The organism is Pseudomonas sp. MUP55 (assembly GCF_034043515.1).
Lineage (GTDB): Bacteria > Pseudomonadota > Gammaproteobacteria > Pseudomonadales > Pseudomonadaceae > Aquipseudomonas.
The window spans coordinates 1,693,001-1,713,410 of sequence record NZ_CP138214.1; the positions used below are offsets into that span (position 1 = coordinate 1,693,001).

Consider the following 20,410-nt stretch of genomic DNA (forward strand, 5'->3'; position numbering starts at 1 on the left):
TAACGCAGCGCTTCTGGTTTAACGCGGTGCTCTCAGGTTTTTCGCGAGCAAGCTCGCCTACAGTGTACGTGTGAGCGCGTTGCCTGCCCGAATGCGCCGGCGTGCACTGCGCGCCAGGCGCACCAGCAGCATGCCGGCCGCGCAACTCAGGCCGACGATCAGGCCCTGCCACAAGCCGCTTGGGCCGCTGGGTTCGCCCAGCCAGTTGGTCAGCCCCAGGGCATAGCCCACCGGCAAGCCCACGCCCCAATAGGCGAGCAGGGTCAGCAGCATGGTCACCCGGGTGTCCTGATAGCCGCGCAGCGCACCGGCAGCGGTCACCTGGATCGAGTCGGAGAACTGGAACAGCGCCGAGAACACAATCAGCGTCGAGGCCAGGTGGATAACCACCGGGTCGGGGGTGTAGATCGCCGCGATCTGCTCGCGAAACACCAGCATCAGGCTGCAGGACAGGAAGGCATAGGCCAGTGCGGTGCCCATGCCGACCCCGGCGGCGAAGCGCGCTTCACGCGGTTCGCCACGGCCCAAGGCCTGCCCGACACGCACGGTGATGGCCATGCTCAGGGAATAGGGAATCATGAACACCAATGAGCTGACATTCAGCGCGATCTGATGACCGGACACCACGGTGGCCCCCAGGCTGCCCAACAGCAGCGCGATCACCGCGAAGATGCTCGACTCGGCGAAGATCGCCACGCCAATCGGCAGGCCGACACCCAGTACACGCTTGATCACCGTCCATTGCGGCCAGTCGAAACGCTTGAACAGCTCGCTGCTCTGATAGGCCGGGCCCCAACGGGTCCAGCCGGCCAGGCCAAGCATCATCACCCACATCGCAATTGCCGTGGCCCAGCCGCAGCCTACGCCGCCCATGGCCGGCAGGCCGAAGTGACCATAGATGAAGATGTAGTTCAGCGGAATGTTCAGGGCCAGCCCGCACAAGCCCATGACCATGCTCGGCCGCGTCCGGCCCAGGCCATCACTGAAGCAGCGGAACACGTAGTACAAGGCAATGGCGGGCATCCCGGCCGCAATGCCCTGCAGGTAGCCCATGGACGGGGCGATCAGGTCGGGCTCGACCTTCATCGCGTGCAGCACCGGTTCGGCGCACAGCAGCAACAGTGCGCCGCACAAACCGACCACCAGGGCCAGCCACAATGACTGGCGCACCAAGGGACCGATTTCGTTGTACTGGCCGGCGCCGTAGCGCTGCGCGACTTTAGGGGTGGTGGCCAGCAGCGTGCCGGTCATCAACAGGTAGACCGGAATCCAGATCGAGTTACCCAGGCCAACCGCCGCCAGGTCCTTGGGGCTGACACGCCCGGCCATCACCGCATCGACAAAGCTCATTGCGGTGGTTGCCAGTTGGCCGATGATGATCGGCAGGGCCAGCGTCAGCAGGCCGCGCACTTCCCGGCTGATGCGGGCGGGGCGGGTGAGGGTAGCGGTGGCAGTGTTCACGTACAGGCATCCGGTCAAGAGGCAGTTCCAGGGACCGCGGATTCTACGCCCTGACGCAACGGTCAGGAAAAAACCTATGTTGCTGATTTGTAATGCGGTATCGCAGGCACCTTGTAACCCCTGTGGGAGGGGGCTTGCCCCCGATAGCAATGGCTCAGTCACAAATGCATTAACTGACCCACCGCCATCGGGAGCAAGCCCCCTGCCACATTGGATCCCCACAAGGCTGTACACTGCTGATCCGCCAAAGGAGCCTGCCATGCTGATTGTTGCCGACGAAAATATCCCGCTGCTCGACGCGTTCTTTCAGGGGTTTGGCGAGATTCGCCGCGTGCCCGGCCGTTCCATTGACCGCGCCACGGTCGAGCAGGCCGATGTGCTGCTGGTACGCTCGGTGACCAACGTCAACCGGGCCTTGCTCGAGGGCACGAAGGTGGGTTTTGTCGGCACCTGCACCATCGGCACCGATCATCTGGACCTCGATTATTTCAGGCAGGCCGGCATCCAGTGGTCCAGCGCACCCGGCTGCAACGCCCGAGGCGTGGTGGATTACGTGCTGGGCAGCTTGCAGACCCTGGCTGAAATCGAAGGTGTCGACCTCACACAGCGCACCTATGGCATTGTTGGCGCCGGTGAAGTCGGCGGGCGGCTGGTCAAGGTGCTCAAGGGCCTGGGCTGGAATGTGCGCGTATGCGACCCGCCCCGGCAGATTGCCGAAGACGGCGACTACGTGAGCCTGGAGCAGATCATCGAGCAATGCGATGTCATCAGCCTGCACACGCCGCTGACCAAGTCCGGCAATGGTTCCACCTGGCATCTGTTCGATCGTGAGCGCCTGGCGCAGCTCAAGCCTGGCACCTGGCTGATCAACGCCAGCCGAGGCGCGGTCGTGGACAACGCCGCCCTGCGCGACGTGTTGCGCGAGCGCGAAGACCTGCAAGCGGTGTTGGATGTATGGGAGGGCGAGCCGCAAGTGGATGCCGACCTGGCCGACCTGTGCGTGCTGGCCACGCCGCATATCGCCGGGTACAGCCTGGACGGCAAGCAGCGCGGCACGGCGCAGATCTACCAGGCGTTCTGTGCGCACCTGGGCCAGGAACCGAGCATTCGGTTGAGCGATTTGTTGCCGGCGCCGTGGCTGGCCGAGGTGCACTTGAATGCCTCAACCGATCCGGCCTGGGCGCTGGCGACCTTGTGCCGCAGTGTGTACGACCCACGTCGGGATGATGCGGATTTTCGTCGCAGCCTCGTAGGAACGGTAGACGAGCAGCGCAAGGCGTTCGACCTGCTGCGCAAGCATTACCCGGAGCGTCGCGAGATTGACGGCTTGAAGGTGCGCATCAACGGCGAGTCTGCAGTCCTGTCCGGCATCGTCACCGCCCTGGGCGCCGAAGCGATTTAACGCGTATAAAAAACCCGGCCACCGGGGCCGGGTTCGAAAGAGCGTGGGCGCTTCAGCCTTGTTGGGCAGGCTTGACCAGTTTCTCTTCCAGTTCGCTGCACGCTTGCTGGATCATTTCTTCGGTGATCTGCACCTCGCGGCCCTTGGCGTCGATGTACGAGCACGGTAATAGCTGCTGCTGGCGGATCACGTCAATTTTTTTGGCATCGCTGCTGTTTTGCAAGGTCATGGCCTGTCTCCTCATCAGGTTGTATACCTACTTTAATTCCCCCGCGTGACCGAGCCATTACAACTCCTTTCACGATCATCGGTTCGAACGCCCAGTCCACCAGAAACCGGTGCGGATTTCCAGACCAGTCTTAGACCGATAGCCTCTAGCGGCATACATCAGTGGGTATAATTAATCTGATGCATTGCTGTTACGAAAGTTGTTATTTGCCCAAGTTCCCCCAATGTTGATCAATAGATTCCTCTATCGGTGAACCCTACATGTTCTCAGCCCGTCAACGCCGCGCGATTCGCCTGGCCGGTCGCTTCATTGCGCCTTACCGCTGGCAGGCGCTGGGTGCCCTGTTGGCGCTGATCGTCACTGCCGGCATTACCTTGTCCATGGGGCAGGGGATCCGCCTGCTGGTGGACCAGGGATTCATGACCCAGTCTCCGCACTTGCTCAACCAGTCCATCGCGCTGTTCATGCTGCTGGTGCTGGGCCTGGCGGTGGGCACGTTCACGCGTTTCTACCTGGTGTCGTGGATCGGTGAGCGGGTGGTGGCGGACATCCGCCGACAGGTGTTCAACCACCTGATCTACCTGCACCCAGGTTTCTACGAGAACAACCGCAGCTCGGAAATCCAGTCACGCCTGACCACCGACACCACCTTGCTGCAATCGGTGATCGGCTCATCGCTGTCGCTGTTTCTGCGCAATGCCTTGATGGTGATCGGCGGCATCGTGCTGTTGTTCATCACCAACCCCAAGCTCACCAGCATCGTCGTGGTGGCGTTGCCGCTGGTGCTGGCGCCCATCCTGATCTTTGGCCGGCGTGTGCGCAGCCTGTCGCGGCAGAGTCAGGACCGCATAGCCGATGTCGGCAGCTATGTGTCCGAGACCCTGGGGCAGATCAAGACCGTGCAGGCCTATAACCATCAGGTCCAGGACGAACAGCGTTTCGCCCTGACCGTGGAAGAGGCATTCACCACGGCCCGCAAACGCATCCTGCAACGGTCGTGGCTGATCACTTTGGTGATCATGCTGGTGCTTGGCGCCGTGGGCGTGATGCTGTGGGTTGGCGGGATGGACGTGATCAGCGGGCGCATCTCCGGCGGTGAGCTGGCGGCGTTTGTGTTCTACAGCCTGATCGTCGGCAGCGCCGTCGGCACCTTGAGTGAAGTGCTTGGCGAGTTGCAGCGGGCCGCCGGTGCGGCAGAGCGCATTGGCGAACTGTTGCAGTCGAGCAACGAAATCCAGGCACCGGCCAGCGGCGGTGTGCGCTTGCCGGAGCGTGTCAGCGGGGGCATGGAACTGCAGGACGTGCGCTTTTCCTACCCGTCACGGCCCGACAGCTACGCCATTGACGGCCTCAACCTGACCGTCAACCCCGGCGAAACCCTCGCCTTGGTCGGCCCTTCAGGCGCAGGCAAATCGACCCTGTTCGATTTGCTGCTGCGCTTCTACGACCCTCAGCACGGCCGCATCCTGCTTGAAGGCCAGCCGCTGCTCGAGCTCGACCCGCTGGACCTGCGCCGCCACTTCGCGCTGGTTTCCCAAAGCCCGGCGCTGTTTTTCGGCAGCGTCGAAGACAACATCCGCTACGGTAACCCCACGGCCACCCGCGAGCAGGTAGAAGCCGCGGCACGCATCGCCCATGCCCACGACTTCATCCTACAAATGCCCGACGGCTACCAGACCCACCTGGGCGAGGGTGGCCTGGGCCTTTCCGGCGGTCAGCGCCAACGCCTGGCCATCGCCCGCGCGTTGCTGGTGGATGCGCCGATCCTGCTGCTGGACGAAGCCACCAGCGCCCTCGATGCGCAGAGTGAGCACCTGATCCAGCAAGCCCTGCCGCAATTGATGCAGGGCCGCACCACCCTGGTGATTGCGCATCGCCTGGCCACGGTGAAAAACGCTGATCGGATTGCGGTGATGGACCAGGGCAAGCTGGTGGCGGTGGGCACGCATCAGCAGCTGATTGCGAGCAATCCGCTGTATGCGCGCTTGGCGGCGCTGCAGTTCAGCGATGGGCTGAAAGTGGAATGAAGCTGCGATGTGCCTGTGCCTTGAGGCATCATGTGGTCTTTCTTTAATGATCTGGATGAGGACATGAGCCGTTATCAACCTCCGCTAACGCTGACTACAAAGATCCTGGCCCTGGTGGCCGACATCAGTGAGCAGATCGGTCAGCTCTCGGCCGGTGACGATAGCCGTCAGACGCCTCAGTTAAGGCGTGGTAACAGGATCCGTACCATTCAGGCTTCTCTTGCGATCGAGAACAATACACTCAGCGTCGAGCAGGTCACTGCTGTCTTGGAGGGTAAGCGAGTACTGGGCCTGCCACGCGAAATCCAGGAAGTGCGCAACGCGTTTGCGGCCTATGAGGCGATGCCGCAATGGACGCCGAGTGATCGTGCTGACCTGCTTAAGGCCCACGAACTGCTGATGTTCGGATTGATTGACGATGCCGGGCGGTTTCGTCATTCAGGGGTTGGGATTTATCGTGGTGAGCAACTGATTCTTATGGCGCCGCCTGCGAGTCGCGTGGGCCAACTCATCGATGACTTGCTGCAGTGGCAGTCAGTTTCGGACTGGCACCCCTTGATCGCCAGTTGCGTATTTCATTATGAGTTCGAATTCATCCATCCATTTACAGATGGTAATGGACGAATGGGGCGGCTCTGGCAAACCTTGATACTGAGCCAATGGCGTCCGGTGCTGGCTTACCTGCCAGTGGAAGCGGTGATTCGGGATCAACAGGATGCTTACTATGCGGCGCTTTCGGCGGCGGATCAGCAGGCAGAAGCGACACCCTTCGTTGAATTCATGTTGCACGCCTTGAGCCTGGCATTGGCCGAAGCGTCTGATAGCCAAGGGCCGTCGAGTTAATAAAAAAATGCCCGCATTTCTCAATGCGGGCATTGTCTTGTCGCTTCAAACTTGCCGCTTGAAGCTTCCTGCCTTACTGATCGTCAAAATACCGCTCATGCCAATCCACCAACGGCTGCGGTGAGTTGAGCTTCTGCCCGTAGATTACCGAGTAGGACAGCACGTTCTGCACATACTGGCGGGTTTCGTCGAACGGGATGCTTTCCACCCACACGTCGAAACTCAGGTGGTCCGCACCGCGCAGCCATTGGCGCACGCGGCCGGGGCCGGCGTTGTAGGCGGCGGAGGCGAGTACGCGATTGCCGTTGAATTGGCTGTGCACCTGGCTCAGGTAGGCTGCGCCGAGCTGGATGTTTTTGTCCGGGTCCAGTACCTGGGCCGGGGAGGCCAGGGGAATGCTGAACTTGCGCGCTGTCTCCTTGGCGGTGCCGGGCATCAGTTGCATCAGGCCGCTGGCGCCGACGCCGGAGCGGGCATCGTCCATGAAGGCGCTTTCCTGGCGAGTAATGGCGAACACCCAGCTCGAATGCAAGCCACGCACCTTGGCTTCGCGCACCAGGGTGTCGCGGTGGGCCATCGGGAAGCGGATGTCCAGGTCGTCCCAGTATTGCGCCTGGCTGATCGTGCGGATCGCCGGGAAGTACCACTTCATGTCATAGGCCAGCTTGGCCTGGGCGACCATTTCATCGCGGTTGAAATGACGGCTGACGTGGTACCACTCACGGCGACCGTCGACGATCTGGCCACGGGCATAGAATTCCAGGGCACGGCGCACGCCTGGGGTATTGCGCACTTTATTGACCAGCGCCTGGCTCATCACCAGCGGCTTGTTGTTCAACTGGTAAGGGGTCTTGGAGCGGTCGGCGGCGAGGAAGCCGTAGAAGTCGCGCTCCTTGGCCACGTTTTTATACAGCACCAACGCTTGCGGGTTTTTCGGTTCGGCCAGTTCCAGGCTGCGTGCCTGCCAATAGCGCCAGCGGTTGGTGGTGGCCAGGTCCTGGGGCAGCTTGCGGGTCAGCTGGTAGGCCTCTTCCCAGCGCGCCAGGCGCAACAGCAGGCGCAGGCGCCATTCGGAGACGGTGTTGTCACACAGTTCCGGGTCGTATTTGGTCATCACGTCCAGGGCACGAGGATCGTAGCGACGTGCCAGGGTCAGGCCGATTTCCCGGGCAATCGACACTTTTTCGTCACGGGAGAAGTGCATGCTGGTGGCGTAACCGTCCAGCAGAGCCATGGCTTTATCCGGGTCCTGGCGTGCCAGCCGACGCAGGCCCAGGCCTACGGCGTCAGACATGGCCTCGGTGGCCGGCAGAAAACGCGACGGGTCGCTGAGCATGTCGGGCTTTTGCGCCACGTCGATCATCAGGCGGCCCTGGGCGCCGAGCGTGGGCAGGGTTTTCACCAGGCTGTTGGCCAGCGCGTAGTTGCGCGCTTCGGCGGCGAGCTTGGTGCGGTCCCAGATTTTCTGCTCGGTCAGTTGCCCGTCGGATGCCCACTGGCCAAAGGTCACGTCACAGGCGGCGGGTTGGGATTTGCCGGTCATCCACAGCTTTTCGGCGGTCTTGTAGCCTTCGGCCTTGAGGTTGTGGGTCAGCTGATACTGGCCATGCAGGCAGTCCAGCTCGACGAAATTGAGCTTGGTATCGTAGTACTTTTCAAAGGTCTGCCAGTCACCGCGCTCGGCCAGCCAGCGCAACCAGCGCAGCTTCATCCAGTTGGCCTGGGGCAGGTCGCCATTTTTGGCGAGGAACTGCTCGATTTCCTGATTGCTCGCGCTTTTAAGGCGCGCGGTCAGTTCGTCATAGGCCAGGTAGGGCGTCAGCGGGTAATCGGCCAGGGCCTGGCTGTATTGCATGTACGGGCCGCTGTCACCCTTGGCCAGCGCCCGCTTGGCTTCATCGTAATATTGACGTTGGGTGGTGAGGTCCACGGCCTGGGCAGATTGAACGGCGGTGGCAGAAAGAAGCAGGCAGGATAAAAAGTTGAAAAGGCGACTGCGCATGAGACGTCCGTGCAGAGAAATCACGACTAGCACCGGCATCGCCGACACTGATTGCCCCTAGCTTAGCCTTTTGCCAGCGACCGGCGAAAGCTTTGCCGGCCGGTTGGTTCAAGTTCGCGGCAAATGTCCTGCGGAACGTGTCGGCAGCGAAAATGCTGGCCGCATCCCACCCTCAACTCAGGTAGAATGCGCGCCCAGTTTTTGGAGAAGCGTATGACCCTGCTCAAATTCAGCGATGTGTCCCTTGCTTTCGGCGCTATGCCGTTGTTGGACAAGGTGTCCTGGCAGATCGCCCGTGGTGAGCGGGTGTGCATCATCGGCCGCAACGGCACCGGCAAGTCCAGCATGATGAAGCTGGTCAAGGGCGACCAGAAGCCCGATGAAGGCTCTGTCTGGCGTGCTCCCGGCCTCAAGATCGGCGAATTGCCGCAGGAATTGCCGGTAGCCGACGAGCGGACAGTGTTCGACGTGGTTGCCGAAGGCCTGGACGGCGTCGGCGAATTGCTGGCGCAATACCACCACCTGGCACAGAACTGCGTCACCGAAGAAGACCTGGACAAGTTGATGCACGTCCAGCAAGACCTCGAAGCCCGTGATGGCTGGCGCCTGCAGCAACTGGTGGACAGCACCCTGAGCCGCCTGCAGCTGCCGGCCGACAAGACCCTCGCCCAGTTGTCCGGCGGCTGGCGTCGTCGCGTGCTGCTGGCCCAGGCGTTGGTGTCCGAGCCGGACCTGCTGCTGCTCGACGAACCGACCAACCACCTGGACATCGGCGCTATCGCCTGGCTCGAAGAAGCGCTCAAGGATTTCCAGGGCGCGGTGCTGTTCATCACGCACGACCGGTCCTTCCTGCAAAACCTGGCCACGCGCATCCTGGAACTGGACCGCGGTGGCCTGATCGACTGGAACGGCGACTACGCCAGCTTCCTGGTGCACAAGGAAGCCGCGCTGGCGGCCGAAGAAACCGCCAACGCACTGTTCGACAAAAAGCTGGCCCAGGAAGAAGTCTGGATCCGCCAGGGTATCAAGGCCCGTCGCACCCGTAATGAAGGTCGCGTGCGTGCGTTGAAAGCCCTGCGGGTTGAGCGCAGCGAACGTCGCGAGCGCACCGGCAAGGCCAATATCCAGCTCGATACCGCCGATAAGTCGGGCAAGCAGGTAATGGTGCTGGAAAACGTCAGCTTCCATCACCCGGAGGGTCCGTTCCTGATCAAGGACTTCTCCATGGTCCTGGCGCGCGGCGACCGTATCGGCCTGCTGGGCGCCAACGGTACCGGCAAGACCACCTTGCTCAAGCTGATGCTCGGCGGTCTGCAGCCGACCAGCGGCACAGTGGAAGAGGGCACGCGCATCGACGTGGCCTACTTCGATCAGCTGCGCCATCAGTTGGACCTGGAAAAAACCGTGATCGACAACGTCGCTGAAGGTCGCGACTTTATCGACATCGACGGCCAGAGCCGCCACGTACTCAGCTACCTGGGCGATTTCCTGTTCAGCCCGCAACGTGCGCGGACCCCGGTGAAAGCCTTGTCCGGTGGCGAGCGCGCGCGCCTGCTGCTGGCCAAGCTGTTCAGCAAACCGGCCAACCTGCTGGTGCTCGACGAACCAACCAACGACCTCGACGTGGAAACCCTCGAGCTGCTTGAAGAAGTGCTGCTGACGTTTAACGGCACCGTGCTGATGGTCAGTCACGACCGGGCATTCCTCGACAACGTGGTCACCAGCACCCTGGTCTTCGAAGGCGAAGGCAAGGTACGCGAGTACGTCGGTGGTTATCAGGACTGGCTGCGCCAGGGCGGCTCGCCGCGCCTGCTGGGCGTGACCGAGAGCAAGTCCGGCAAGGCCGACTTGAACTCGGCGGTAGTGACGCCTGTGGCGGCTGCGGCCCCTGCACCGGAAGCTGCGCCTGCAGCCAACAAGAAAAAGCTCAGCTATAAGCTGCAGCGCGAACTGGAAGCCTTGCCGGGTGAGATCGACGCCAAGGAACAGCAGATCGCCGCAGTAGAAGCAGAAATGGCTGACGCCGGTTTCTACCAGCGCCCGGCCGCGGAAACCGCCAAGGTCATCGCCTCCCTGGAAACGTTGAACCAGGAGCTGGAAGCACTGGTTGAGCGTTGGGCTGAGCTGGATGCCTGAGTGATCTTCGCGCAATGAAAAGCCCGGCGCTCTTCTATGAGCGCCGGGCTTTTTTATATGAAATATGGTCAGAATGTGGGAGGGGGCTTGCCCCCGATAGCGGTGTATCAGTCACCCGATGCATCAACTGACAGACTGCTATCGGGGGCAAGCCCCCTCCCACATTGGGTCTACAGCGTTCTCAGGTATTTTTTACCAGCCTGACCGCCAGCACATCGCACGGCGCACCATGCAGCACGTCATTGGCGGTGGAGCCCAGCAGCAACGCCAGGCCGTGTCGGCCATGGCTACCGACCACGATCAGGTCGCAGCCTTGCTCCTTGGCGATGTGGTGGATTTCCTGGCGCGGTTGGCCGTAGGTAAGGTGGGAGTTTTCCTTCTTTAACTCGGGATACTTGATGATTAACCGCTCCAGGCGCTCCTTGGCCTGGTCGAACTGTTGCTGCTGTAGCTGGGAAAGGTCCATCGGCACGTCGCCACCGAAGGCCATGGCCATGGGTTCGACGATGTGCACCAGGGACAGTTTGGCGCCATTGGCAACGGCGGACTCCCGTGCACGCTTGATCACTGGATCGCACTCTTCGGTCAGGTCGACAGCGACCAGAATATGTTCGTAGGGCATGGGGCGTTCCTCCAGGGGACTGCAATAAATTCAGTATGGCTGCTTTCAAGCGGATCGGCTTGCGTCAGATCAAGTCCGCTCATCAGGAAATTCGGGAGTACACATATGACGGTCTGGATAGTGGTGTCAATCCTTGTGGTGGTTCTGAGCCCTCTGGCATGGTTGCGCCCATCGCGCAATCAGAGTGGGCGCATGGCCTTGCGCATGGAGGCGCGCCGCATCGGGCTGGCCATGCAGCTCGCGCCCCAGGAGTGGCCGCACTGGCTCAAGCAGGAGCCGCCGAGCCCCTGCGCGCAGTATTGCCGGCCACGACGCGGCAGCACGCCGGCCATCTGGAGTTACTGGCAGTTCGAGCCGGGAGTGTGGGTCAACCAGTGGCGCGAGGTTTGCGTGGATGAGAAGTTGTTGCCGTATTTTTCAACGCTGCCGGCCAACGTCTACAAGGTCGAGGCCGACAGGCAAATGATCGCGCTGTATTGGGGCGAGAAGGGCGACGCAAGCGTGTTGAAGGATATTGATGCGCTGCTCAAGGCATTGGCCTGACGCCGCGGCTTCCCTGTAGGAGCGAGCTTGCTCGCGAAGATCGTCAACGATGACGCAGGCATTTAAGGGTATCCGGGTCGCCCTCACGTTTTTCGCGAGCAAGCTCGCTCCTACAAAAAGCCAGGCAATAAAAAGCCCGACATATCATCGGGCTGGAGTTGGCCAGGCAGGCCGGTAAATTCATTCGAAGGCATTTGGGTTGCAGCTAGCCTAGCCGCCTATCCCTTTCTGTGCAGACTTTTTCCGCGCCTTTTACATTATTGATCCTGTGAATATTTGAATATTGACGGGCGGCGGGCTTATGGTCGGAGTTCTGAAATGACTGGAAAGTCGCGTTTTTCCTAGCCTTTGGAGCGATTGACAATTGCCCGGAATTGGATGAAGGTGGCGTACCCAAATCAAACGGGCGTATGAAATGAGCGTTTGTCCTACAGGCGACTCTGACATAACCCCGACTATCGCACCGGCGGGTGTGCCTGGCGTATTGGCGTGAGCATTGATGCAGCTGTCAATGTCAAACCAGAGGCCAGCGTCCGGTGTGTACTGTTCAGCTTCCATATCGTGGAGATCAGTTGATGATTTACGAAGGTAAAGCCATCACGGTTAAGGCTCTTGAAAGTGGCATCGTCGAATTGAAATTCGACCTCAAGGGTGAGTCCGTCAACAAGTTCAACCGTCTAACCCTGAACGAACTGCGTCAGGCTGTAGACACCATCAAAGCAGATGCTTCGGTCAAGGGCGTGATCGTCTCCAGCGGCAAGGACGTGTTTATCGTCGGCGCTGACATCACCGAATTCGTCGACAACTTCAAGCTGCCCGATGCCGAGCTGGTGGCTGGCAACCTCGAAGCCAACAAGATTTTCAGCGATTTCGAAGACCTCAACGTACCTACCGTTGCTGCGATCAACGGCATCGCCCTGGGCGGTGGCCTGGAAATGTGCCTGGCGGCCGACTTCCGCGTGATGTCCGCTACTGCCAAGATCGGCCTGCCTGAAGTCAAGCTGGGCATCTACCCGGGCTTTGGCGGCACTGTGCGTTTGCCGCGTCTGATCGGTGCCGACAACGCCATCGAATGGATTGCCGCCGGCAAGGAAAACAAAGCTGAAGACGCGCTGAAAGTCGGTGCCGTCGATGCTGTGGTTGCCCCGGACAAACTCGCTGAAGCCGCGCTGAACCTGATCAAGGGCGCCATCAGCGGCGAATTCGACTACAAGGCCAAGCGTCAGCCCAAGCTGGAAAAACTCAAGCTCAACGCCATCGAACAGATGATGTCGTTCGAAACCGCCAAAGGTTTCGTCGCGGGCCAGGCCGGTCCTAATTACCCGGCGCCGGTCGAAGCGATCAAGACCATCCAGAAGGCGGCGAACTTCGGTCGCGACAAAGCCCTGGAAGTGGAAGCGGCAGGCTTCGTCAAACTGGCGAAAACCTCGGCTGCCCAGAGCCTGATCGGCTTGTTCCTGAACGATCAGGAACTGAAGAAAAAGGCCAAGGCCTACGACGAAATCGCCAAGGACGTGAAGCAGGCCGCCGTACTGGGCGCCGGCATCATGGGTGGCGGTATCGCCTACCAGTCGGCGTCCAAAGGCACGCCGATCCTGATGAAAGACATCAACGAGCACGGCATCGAGCAGGGCCTGGCGGAAGCCGCCAAGCTGCTGGTGGGCCGCGTTGATAAGGGCCGCATGACCGCCGCGAAAATGGCCGAAGTGCTCAACGGCATTCGTCCTACGCTGTCCTACGGCGATTTCGGCCACGTCGACCTGGTGGTCGAAGCCGTTGTCGAGAACCCGAAGGTCAAGCAGGCGGTGCTGGCTGAAGTCGAAGCCCAGGTCAAAGACGACACCATCCTGGCGTCGAACACTTCGACCATTTCCATCAGCTTGCTGGCCAAGGCCCTCAAGCGTCCGGAAAACTTCGTCGGCATGCACTTCTTCAACCCGGTGCACATGATGCCGCTGGTGGAAGTGATCCGTGGCGAGAAGTCCAGCGAGTTGGCCGTTGCCACCACCGTTGCCTACGCCAAGAAAATGGGCAAGAACCCGATCGTGGTCAATGACTGCCCGGGCTTCTTGGTCAACCGCGTGCTGTTCCCTTACTTCGGCGGTTTCGCCAAGCTGGTCAGCGCTGGTGTGGATTTCGTGCGCATCGACAAGGTCATGGAAAAATTCGGCTGGCCGATGGGCCCGGCGTACCTGATGGACGTGGTCGGCATCGACACCGGCCACCACGGTCGCGACGTCATGGCTGAAGGCTTCCCGGACCGCATGAAAGACGATCGCCGTTCGGCCGTCGACGCCCTCTACGAAGCCAAGCGCCTGGGCCAGAAGAATGGCAAGGGCTTCTACGCCTACGAGACCGACAAGAAGGGCAAGCAGAAGAAGGTCGCCGACCCGTCGGTACTGGAAGTGCTCAAGCCGATCATCTACGAGCAGCGTGAGGTGTCCGACGAGGACATCATCAACTGGATGATGATCGCCCTGTGCCTGGAAACCGTGCGTTGCCTGGAAGACGGCATCGTCGAGACCGCCGCCGAAGCCGATATGGGCCTGGTGTACGGTATTGGTTTCCCTCCATTCCGTGGTGGTGCGCTGCGTTACATCGATTCGATCGGTGTGGCCGAGTTCGTTGCCCTGGCTGACAAATACGCTGATTTGGGCCCGCTGTACCACCCAACCGCGAAGCTGCGTGAAATGGCCAAGAACGGCCAGAGCTTCTTCGGTTAAGCGCCCAATCGACTAGAGCGAGAATATTTATGAGCTTGAATCCAAGAGACGTCGTGATTGTCGACTTCGGTCGTACGCCGATGGGCCGCTCCAAGGGCGGCATGCACCGCAACACCCGCGCCGAAGACATGTCGGCGCACCTGATCAGCAAGCTGCTGGAACGCAACGTCAAGGTTGACCCGAACGAAGTCGAAGACGTGATCTGGGGCTGCGTGAACCAGACCCTGGAGCAGGGCTGGAACATCGCGCGCATGGCCTCCTTGATGACGCAGATCCCGCACACCGCGGCCGGCCAGACCGTGAGCCGCCTGTGCGGTTCGTCGATGAGCGCGCTGCACACTGCCGCCCAGGCGATCATGACCGGTAACGGTGATGTGTTCGTGGTCGGTGGCGTGGAGCACATGGGCCACGTCAGCATGATGCACGGCGTCGACCCTAACCCGCACATGTCGCTGTACGCGGCAAAAGCTTCGGGCATGATGGGCCTGACCGCGGAAATGCTCGGCAAGATGCACGGCATTACCCGCGAAGCCCAGGACGCGTTCGGCCTGCGCTCCCACCAGCTCGCCCACAAGGCGACCGTGGAAGGCAAGTTCAAGGATGAAATCATCCCGATGAACGGCTATGACGAGAACGGTTTTCTGAAACTGTTCGACTACGACGAAACCATTCGTCCGGACACCACCCTGGAAAGCCTGGCGGCGCTCAAGCCGGCCTTCAATCCAAAGGGCGGCACCGTGACTGCCGGTACTTCGTCGCAAATCACCGACGGTGCTTCGTGCATGATCGTGATGTCGGCGCAGCGTGCCCAGGACCTGGGTATCCAGCCGCTGGCGGTGATCCGCTCGATGGCCGTGGCGGGTGTGGATCCGGCGATCATGGGCTATGGTCCAGTACCGGCCACACAAAAAGCCTTGAAGCGCGCGGGCCTGACCATCTCTGATATCGACTTCTTCGAGCTCAACGAAGCTTTCGCCGCACAGGCCCTGCCAGTGCTGAAAGATCTGAAAGTACTCGACAAGATGAATGAGAAGGTTAACCTGCACGGCGGCGCGATTGCCCTGGGCCACCCATTCGGTTGCTCCGGTGCGCGCATTTCCGGCACATTGCTTAACGTGATGAAGCAAAATGGCGGCAACCTTGGGGTTGCAACCATGTGCATTGGTCTCGGCCAAGGCATTTCCACCGTCTTCGAACGCGTCTAAGCGTTGGGTTGACGGTAGCCGGGGCCCAGTGCCCCGGTTTTTGTTTTTTGGAATTTTTAAATTTTTTTTCGACAAAATTTGTAGGGAGGTCAGAGCATGAAAGTCGAACCCGGGCTCTACCAACATTATAAGGGCCCGCAGTACCGCGTTTTCAGCGTGGCGCGGCACTCCGAAACCGAAGAAGAAGTGGTGTTCTATCAAGCACTGTATGGTGAATACGGCTTTTGGGTACGTCCCTTGAGCATGTTCCTGGAGTCCGTCGAAGTTGACGGCGAGCAGGTCCCGCGCTTTGCTTTGGTCCAGGCCGAACCCAGTCTTTTTAAAGGGCAATAACGGCAGGTCGCGCAGAATGCTGCGCTTGACCTCACCCGGTTGCCACTATATATAGCGTTGCCGCGTCAGGCGCCAACTGCCTTTCACTTCTCGAATTCAGGAATTTTCCGATCCATGGGCAAATCGCTGGTCATTGTGGAATCCCCGGCTAAGGCCAAGACCATCAACAAGTACTTGGGCAACGAGTACGTGGTGAAGTCGAGTATCGGCCATATCCGAGACCTGCCCACCAGCGGTTCGGCTAGCGCCAGCAAGGAGCCTGCCGCCAAGCGCGGCAAGGCCGCCGCGGGCGAAGGTCCGGTGCTCACGCCCAAAGAGAAAGCGCGCAAGCAGCTGGTCTCGCGCATGGGTGTGGACCCGGATCATGGCTGGAAGGCCAAGTACGAAATCCTTCCGGGCAAGGAAAAGGTCATCGAAGAGCTGCGCCGGCTCGCCAAGGATGCTGACACCATCTATCTCGCAACCGACTTGGACCGCGAAGGGGAAGCCATTGCCTGGCACCTGCGGGAAGCCATCGGCGGTGACGACAGCCGCTACAAGCGCGTGGTGTTCAACGAAATCACCAAGAAAGCCATCCAGGAAGCCTTCTCCAAGCCGGGCGAGCTGGACATCGATCGCGTCAACGCCCAGCAGGCACGGCGTTTCCTCGATCGCGTGGTGGGTTATATGGTTTCGCCATTGCTGTGGGCCAAGATTGCCCGCGGCCTGTCTGCCGGCCGTGTGCAATCGGTAGCGGTCAAGCTGGTGGTGGAGCGTGAGCGTGAGATTCGTGCGTTCATCCCTGAAGAATATTGGGAAGTCCACGCCGACCTCGGCACCGCCAAGGGCGCCAATGTGCGCTTTGAAGTGGCCCGCGAAAAAGGCGAAGCCTTCAAGCCGCTGAACGAAGCCCAGGCCATGGCCGCGCTGGAGAAGCTCAAAGCCTCCAGCTACAGCATCGTCAAGCGCGAAGACAAACCGACCAGCAGCAAGCCGTCGGCGCCGTTCATCACCTCCACCCTGCAGCAGGCGGCGAGCAACCGCCTGGGTTTCGGTGTGAAGAAAACCATGATGATGGCCCAGCGTCTGTACGAAGCCGGCTACATCACTTATATGCGTACCGACTCCACCAACCTGTCGCAAGACGCGGTAGCGATGGCGCGCACCTATATTGAAAGCGAATTCGGCAAGAAGTACCTGCCGGAGAAGCCTAACGTCTACAGCAGCAAGGAAGGCGCCCAGGAGGCTCACGAAGCGATTCGTCCTTCCGACGCCAACACCACGCCCGCCAAACTGAGCGGCATGGAACGCGACGCTGAGCGCCTCTACGAGCTGATCTGGCGCCAGTTCCTGGCCTGCCAGATGCTGCCGGCGCAATACCTGTCCACCACCGTGAGCGTTGCTGCTTCCGACTTCGAGCTGCGTGCCAAAGGTCGTATCCTCAAGTTCGACGGTTACACCCGCGTGATGCCGCAGATCGCCAAGCCGGGCGATGATGATGTGCTGCCTGACATGGCCCAGGGCGACACGTTGAAGCTGATCAAGCTTGACCCGTCCCAGCACTTCACCAAGCCACCGGCGCGTTATTCGGAAGCCAGCCTGGTCAAGGAGATGGAAAAACGCGGTATCGGTCGTCCTTCGACCTACGCGGCGATCATCTCCACCATCCAGGACCGTGGCTACGTGGCGCTGCACAACCGTCGTTTCTATTCGGAAAAGATGGGCGATATCGTCACTGAGCGGCTGTCCGAGAGTTTCTCCAACCTGATGGACTACGGCTTCACCGCCGGCATGGAAGAGAACCTCGATGACGTCGCCCACGGCGAGCGCGACTGGAAAAGTGTGCTGGACGAGTTCTACGGTGATTTCAAGAAAAAACTCGAAGTGGCCGAGAGCCCTGAGAGCGGCATGCGTGCCAACCAGCCGGTGATGACGGACATTCCCTGCACCACATGCGGCCGGCCGATGCAGATTCGTACGGCGTCTACCGGCGTGTTCCTGGGTTGCTCCGGTTACAGCCTGCCGCCTAAAGAGCGCTGCAAGGCCACCGTCAACCTGGTACCGGGTGATGAAATCGCCGCCGATGACGAGGGTGAATCCGAGTCGCTGGTATTGCGTGGCAAGCACCGCTGCCCGATCTGCAGCACGGCGATGGACGCCTACCTGTTGGACGAGAAGCACAAGCTGCATATCTGCGGTAACAACCCCGATTGCAATGGTTACGAGATCGAAGAGGGCACCTACCGCATCAAGGGCTACGAAGGTCCGAGCCTGGAGTGCGACAAGTGCGGCAGCGAGATGCAGCTCAAGACCGGCCGTTTCGGCAAGTTCTTTGGTTGCACCAACCCGACCTGCAAGAACACCCGCAAACTGCTCAAAAGCGGTGACGCAGCGCCGCCGAAGATGGACCCGGTGAAGATGCCCGAGCTCAAGTGCGAGAAGGTCAACGACACCTACATCCTGCGCGACGGTGCTTCGGGCCTGTTCCTGGCCGCCAGCCAGTTTCCGAAAAACCGCGAGACCCGTGCACCGCTGGTGATGGAGATCGTGCCGCACAAGGACGAGATCGATCCGAAGTACCACTTCCTGTGTGAAGCGCCGAAGAAGGACCCGGATGGTCGCCCAGCCGTGATCCGCTATAGCCGCAAAACCAAGGAGCAGTACGTGCAGACCGAAGTCGACGGCAAGCCTACCGGCTGGAAAGCGTTCTACGACGGTGGCAAGTGGAAGGTCGAGGACAAGCGCCAGGGCGCTTGATCCGCTACACGCGCTGACGTTCCAGTGTGGGAGGGGGCTTGCTCCCGATAGCGGCGTATCAGTCGGTGATGATATGACTGATACACCGCCATCGGGGGCAAGCCCCCTCCCACATTTGGATCTGCCTCATGGCACTTGCAGTCGGTTCGGCTGATCCGTGACACTGTTCAGCCAGCATCACGCCTAATTCGTTGTGGAGATTGCCGTCGTGGCCCACGAGCTCTATACCCGTACCAACCAGAAAATCTACTTCGCGGGTTTGTCCCTGGAAGCCCTTGGTCGTGCCGAGGCGGGCAAGGAAATGAATGCCATCGCGCTGGTCCAGGCGGGGCGCGAAGCTGCTCTGTTCCACCTGTACGGCGCGTTGCTGGGGCTATGCCATGAAATCGCCGGGTTCTACCGCTTGCCCCAGGCCGGTTCGCCCCGCGCCGAAATGATCATGACCCGGGAAGTGCTGGAAACCATGGCCATCCCGGAACTGGCCGAACTGGTGGAAATGGCCCAGAGCCCGGACAGTTGGGTAGCCCGCCTGCTCAAGGCGCATGCCGACATGTTCCAGCCGCCGCGCGTTCCTCATGTACCCAAAGGTGATGTGACACAGCCGCTGATCGTGGCGGTTGCGTTGGATGCGGATGAGCCCAAGCCTTTGAGCCGGGAAGAGCTGGAAAGCTGGCGCCAGGAGCTAAAAAAGCTGGCACTGCGCTTTCGTGAAGGCTTGAACGAGTGCTGAGCGGGCAAGCCTGCACGCCACAACACTGATATAATCTCGCGCTTTCGTGGAGAACAGACTTTTATGCCAACGTCCTTTCTGGAAATTGTTGAACTGCCTGACGGCCGAATCGAGCTGCGCCGGGCTGAGGACGAAGGTTCTCTGGTTATCCTGGACTTTTCCGAAGACGCAAAAGCGTTCCTGCAAGGCCAGCATGTGGAAGTGGCCAAAGCCATGTTGAGCGTTGGCGTGCAAATGGCAGGTCGCCTGGCTGAAGGCGAGCCTGAGAAGGAAGATGGGCCACGGATTCTTCACTGAGCCCTGTGTAACCCGCTTATCTTTTATCCCAGTCGAATATTCAAGCTTTGTGCATCGCCTGTGTGTGCGGCGCTGATCAACTGCTGCTTGGCCGTTGCATTCAACGGGTTCAGCCAGCTCACTACCGTATGGCTACGGCCCAGGCGCAAGGCTTCGCAGGTCAATTGCTGGGCACTTTGCGCGCCCCGTGGCTGCAGCAACAGAATACGCTCACGGTTGAGGCCTGCATCCCGTAACCAGGCCTGTGTCAGGCTGGCGGGCGGGGCGATCAGCGTCAACCAGCGCGCGTCCTGCTCCTCGCTGAGTTCGCGCAGAATCGGCGCCAACAGGCTCAGGCAGCTCCCGGCAGCCCCACGCAACGACAATTCACTGAATACCTCGGGTTCGCAGCTCCAGGGAGCTTCGACCGTTTCCTTGAGGATGGGCGCAAGGGGTTGAGCCATGAAGGCCTCGAACAGCGACAGTTGTGTGTGTTGTGGGGTGTGCACGAGCTGCATGATGTCTCCTTTAGCGGCGAATAACGCCGACACTCAAGCCTTCGATCACCAGGTCCTGGTCTTTCAGGTTCACTTCAATCGGCGCGAACTCCGGGTTTTCCGCCATGAGCCAGACCTTGCTGCCTTCACGCTTGAAGCGCTTGACGGTGACTTCATCACCGATCCGTGCCACCACGATCTGGCCGTTACGGGCTTCACGAGTGGTGTGTACGGCCAGCAGGTCACCGTCGAAGATGCCCACGTCCTTCATGCTCATGCCATGCACCCGCAACAGGTAGTCGGCGCGCGGATGAAAGAAGGTCGGGTTGATGTTGCAGGACTCTTCGACATGCTGTTGCGCCAGGATCGGCGCACCGGCGGCCACTCGACCGATGATCGGCAGTGTCGATTCGTCGGCCTTGGCTTCGAAGCCAGGGATACGAATGCCGCGTGAAGCACCGGGGGTCATCTCGATCGCGCCTTTGCGAGCGAGGGCCTTGAGGTGCTCTTCGGCAGCGTTGGGAGACTTGAAACCCAGTTCCTGCGCAATTTCGGCGCGTGTCGGTGGGTAACCATTGTCATCAAGACAGCGCTTGATAAACCCCAGAATCTCAGCTTGGCGTGGCGTCAGTTTTAGCATGTTGA

The 20,410-nt window shown here is 60.4% G+C and carries 16 protein-coding genes and 1 pseudogene; 11 read left to right on the forward strand and 6 right to left on the reverse strand.

Going from position 1 to position 20,410, the window contains the following annotated elements; all coding sequences use genetic code 11:
* Nucleotides 1-57 precede the first annotated feature (57 nt).
* Entirely contained in the window at nucleotides 58-1,461 is a 1,404-nt protein-coding gene (locus SC318_RS07640; protein WP_320430267.1) for an MATE family efflux transporter, read from the reverse strand.
* A 259-nt stretch (nucleotides 1,462-1,720) separates the two neighbouring features.
* Here SC318_RS07640 and pdxB point away from each other — a divergent pair, with 259 nt between their 5' ends.
* Nucleotides 1,721-2,863 carry a 4-phosphoerythronate dehydrogenase PdxB gene (gene pdxB, locus SC318_RS07645; protein WP_320430268.1) on the forward strand — a complete coding sequence of 381 codons (1,143 nt, stop codon included), beginning with the start codon at nucleotides 1,721-1,723 and terminating at the stop codon, nucleotides 2,861-2,863.
* A gap of 52 nt (nucleotides 2,864-2,915) precedes the next feature.
* On the opposite strand, the gene SC318_RS07650 is transcribed toward pdxB, so the two are convergent.
* Nucleotides 2,916-3,092, reverse strand: coding sequence for a PA1571 family protein (locus tag SC318_RS07650; protein ID WP_320430269.1), 177 nt, complete (start codon nucleotides 3,090-3,092; stop codon nucleotides 2,916-2,918).
* Nucleotides 3,093-3,352: 260 nt separating this feature from the next.
* Between SC318_RS07650 and SC318_RS07655 the strand changes: the two genes are divergently transcribed.
* Nucleotides 3,353-5,119: an ABC transporter transmembrane domain-containing protein gene (locus SC318_RS07655; RefSeq protein WP_320430270.1), complete on the forward strand. Its 1,767-nt coding sequence runs from the start codon at nucleotides 3,353-3,355 to the stop codon at nucleotides 5,117-5,119.
* Between the two features lie 63 nt (nucleotides 5,120-5,182).
* Nucleotides 5,183-5,944, forward strand: a pseudogene (locus SC318_RS07660) (Fic family protein); the annotation flags it as partial.
* A 91-nt stretch (nucleotides 5,945-6,035) separates the two neighbouring features.
* Here the strand turns inward: SC318_RS07660 and SC318_RS07665 are convergent.
* Nucleotides 6,036-7,964, reverse strand: coding sequence for a transglycosylase SLT domain-containing protein (locus SC318_RS07665; RefSeq protein ID WP_320430271.1), 1,929 nt, complete (start codon nucleotides 7,962-7,964; stop codon nucleotides 6,036-6,038).
* A 213-nt stretch (nucleotides 7,965-8,177) separates the two neighbouring features.
* Between SC318_RS07665 and SC318_RS07670 the strand changes: the two genes are divergently transcribed.
* Nucleotides 8,178-10,100: an ATP-binding cassette domain-containing protein gene (locus tag SC318_RS07670; protein ID WP_320430272.1), complete on the forward strand. Its 1,923-nt coding sequence runs from the start codon at nucleotides 8,178-8,180 to the stop codon at nucleotides 10,098-10,100.
* 181 nt (nucleotides 10,101-10,281) lie between these two features.
* On the opposite strand, the gene SC318_RS07675 is transcribed toward SC318_RS07670, so the two are convergent.
* The gene (locus SC318_RS07675; protein WP_306492087.1) at nucleotides 10,282-10,722 is read right to left on the reverse strand and encodes a universal stress protein; all 441 of its coding nucleotides are present in this window, start codon (nucleotides 10,720-10,722) and stop codon (nucleotides 10,282-10,284) included.
* Nucleotides 10,723-10,827: 105 nt separating this feature from the next.
* On the opposite strand from SC318_RS07675, the gene SC318_RS07680 reads away from it, so the two are divergent.
* The 7 genes from SC318_RS07680 to SC318_RS07710 all read left to right on the forward strand — a co-directional run bounded on the left by SC318_RS07680 (nucleotide 10,828) and on the right by SC318_RS07710 (nucleotide 19,289).
* Nucleotides 10,828-11,265 (forward strand): hypothetical protein, encoded by a 438-nt coding sequence (locus SC318_RS07680; RefSeq protein ID WP_320430273.1) that lies wholly within the window; start codon nucleotides 10,828-10,830, stop codon nucleotides 11,263-11,265.
* 575 nt (nucleotides 11,266-11,840) lie between these two features.
* Complete coding sequence (gene fadB, locus SC318_RS07685; RefSeq protein WP_320430274.1) at nucleotides 11,841-13,988, forward strand: fatty acid oxidation complex subunit alpha FadB; 2,148 nt, start codon at nucleotides 11,841-11,843, stop codon at nucleotides 13,986-13,988.
* A 29-nt stretch (nucleotides 13,989-14,017) separates the two neighbouring features.
* On the forward strand, nucleotides 14,018-15,193 hold the full coding sequence (gene fadA / locus SC318_RS07690; RefSeq protein ID WP_024074080.1) for an acetyl-CoA C-acyltransferase FadA: 1,176 nt from the start codon (nucleotides 14,018-14,020) through the stop codon (nucleotides 15,191-15,193).
* 96 nt (nucleotides 15,194-15,289) lie between these two features.
* Complete coding sequence (locus tag SC318_RS07695) at nucleotides 15,290-15,526, forward strand: DUF1653 domain-containing protein (RefSeq protein WP_124385650.1); 237 nt, start codon at nucleotides 15,290-15,292, stop codon at nucleotides 15,524-15,526.
* A 114-nt stretch (nucleotides 15,527-15,640) separates the two neighbouring features.
* Nucleotides 15,641-18,262, forward strand: a complete 2,622-nt coding sequence (gene topA / locus SC318_RS07700) for a type I DNA topoisomerase (RefSeq protein WP_320430275.1) — start codon at nucleotides 15,641-15,643, stop codon at nucleotides 18,260-18,262.
* Between the two features lie 208 nt (nucleotides 18,263-18,470).
* Nucleotides 18,471-18,992 (forward strand): DUF6586 family protein, encoded by a 522-nt coding sequence (locus tag SC318_RS07705; protein WP_320430276.1) that lies wholly within the window; start codon nucleotides 18,471-18,473, stop codon nucleotides 18,990-18,992.
* Nucleotides 18,993-19,055: 63 nt separating this feature from the next.
* The gene (locus SC318_RS07710) at nucleotides 19,056-19,289 is read left to right on the forward strand and encodes a hypothetical protein (RefSeq protein WP_003218969.1); all 234 of its coding nucleotides are present in this window, start codon (nucleotides 19,056-19,058) and stop codon (nucleotides 19,287-19,289) included.
* A gap of 23 nt (nucleotides 19,290-19,312) precedes the next feature.
* On the opposite strand, the gene sulA is transcribed toward SC318_RS07710, so the two are convergent.
* On the reverse strand, nucleotides 19,313-19,786 hold the full coding sequence (sulA, locus tag SC318_RS07715; RefSeq protein ID WP_065886339.1) for an SOS-induced cell division inhibitor SulA: 474 nt from the start codon (nucleotides 19,784-19,786) through the stop codon (nucleotides 19,313-19,315).
* A gap of 10 nt (nucleotides 19,787-19,796) precedes the next feature.
* The gene (lexA, locus tag SC318_RS07720; protein WP_306492093.1) at nucleotides 19,797-20,405 is read right to left on the reverse strand and encodes a transcriptional repressor LexA; all 609 of its coding nucleotides are present in this window, start codon (nucleotides 20,403-20,405) and stop codon (nucleotides 19,797-19,799) included.
* Nucleotides 20,406-20,410: the final 5 nt, after the last annotated feature.

What these genes read in the sequence shown, in the direction of transcription:
- SC318_RS07710 (WP_003218969.1), top strand. Translation starts at nt 19,056, where the DNA reads ATGCCAACGTCCTTTCTGGAAATTGTTGAACTGCCTGACGGCCGAATC.
- SC318_RS07655 (WP_320430270.1), top strand. Translation starts at nt 3,353, where the DNA reads ATGTTCTCAGCCCGTCAACGCCGCGCGATTCGCCTGGCCGGTCGCTTC.
- SC318_RS07650 (WP_320430269.1), bottom strand. Translation starts at nt 3,092, where the DNA reads ATGACCTTGCAAAACAGCAGCGATGCCAAAAAAATTGACGTGATCCGC.
- pdxB (WP_320430268.1), top strand. Translation starts at nt 1,721, where the DNA reads ATGCTGATTGTTGCCGACGAAAATATCCCGCTGCTCGACGCGTTCTTT.
- sulA (WP_065886339.1), bottom strand. Translation starts at nt 19,786, where the DNA reads ATGCAGCTCGTGCACACCCCACAACACACACAACTGTCGCTGTTCGAG.
- fadA (WP_024074080.1), top strand. Translation starts at nt 14,018, where the DNA reads ATGAGCTTGAATCCAAGAGACGTCGTGATTGTCGACTTCGGTCGTACG.
- SC318_RS07665 (WP_320430271.1), bottom strand. Translation starts at nt 7,964, where the DNA reads ATGCGCAGTCGCCTTTTCAACTTTTTATCCTGCCTGCTTCTTTCTGCC.
- SC318_RS07670 (WP_320430272.1), top strand. Translation starts at nt 8,178, where the DNA reads ATGACCCTGCTCAAATTCAGCGATGTGTCCCTTGCTTTCGGCGCTATG.
- fadB (WP_320430274.1), top strand. Translation starts at nt 11,841, where the DNA reads ATGATTTACGAAGGTAAAGCCATCACGGTTAAGGCTCTTGAAAGTGGC.
- topA (WP_320430275.1), top strand. Translation starts at nt 15,641, where the DNA reads ATGGGCAAATCGCTGGTCATTGTGGAATCCCCGGCTAAGGCCAAGACC.
- SC318_RS07680 (WP_320430273.1), top strand. Translation starts at nt 10,828, where the DNA reads ATGACGGTCTGGATAGTGGTGTCAATCCTTGTGGTGGTTCTGAGCCCT.
- SC318_RS07695 (WP_124385650.1), top strand. Translation starts at nt 15,290, where the DNA reads ATGAAAGTCGAACCCGGGCTCTACCAACATTATAAGGGCCCGCAGTAC.
- SC318_RS07675 (WP_306492087.1), bottom strand. Translation starts at nt 10,722, where the DNA reads ATGCCCTACGAACATATTCTGGTCGCTGTCGACCTGACCGAAGAGTGC.
- lexA (WP_306492093.1), bottom strand. Translation starts at nt 20,405, where the DNA reads ATGCTAAAACTGACGCCACGCCAAGCTGAGATTCTGGGGTTTATCAAG.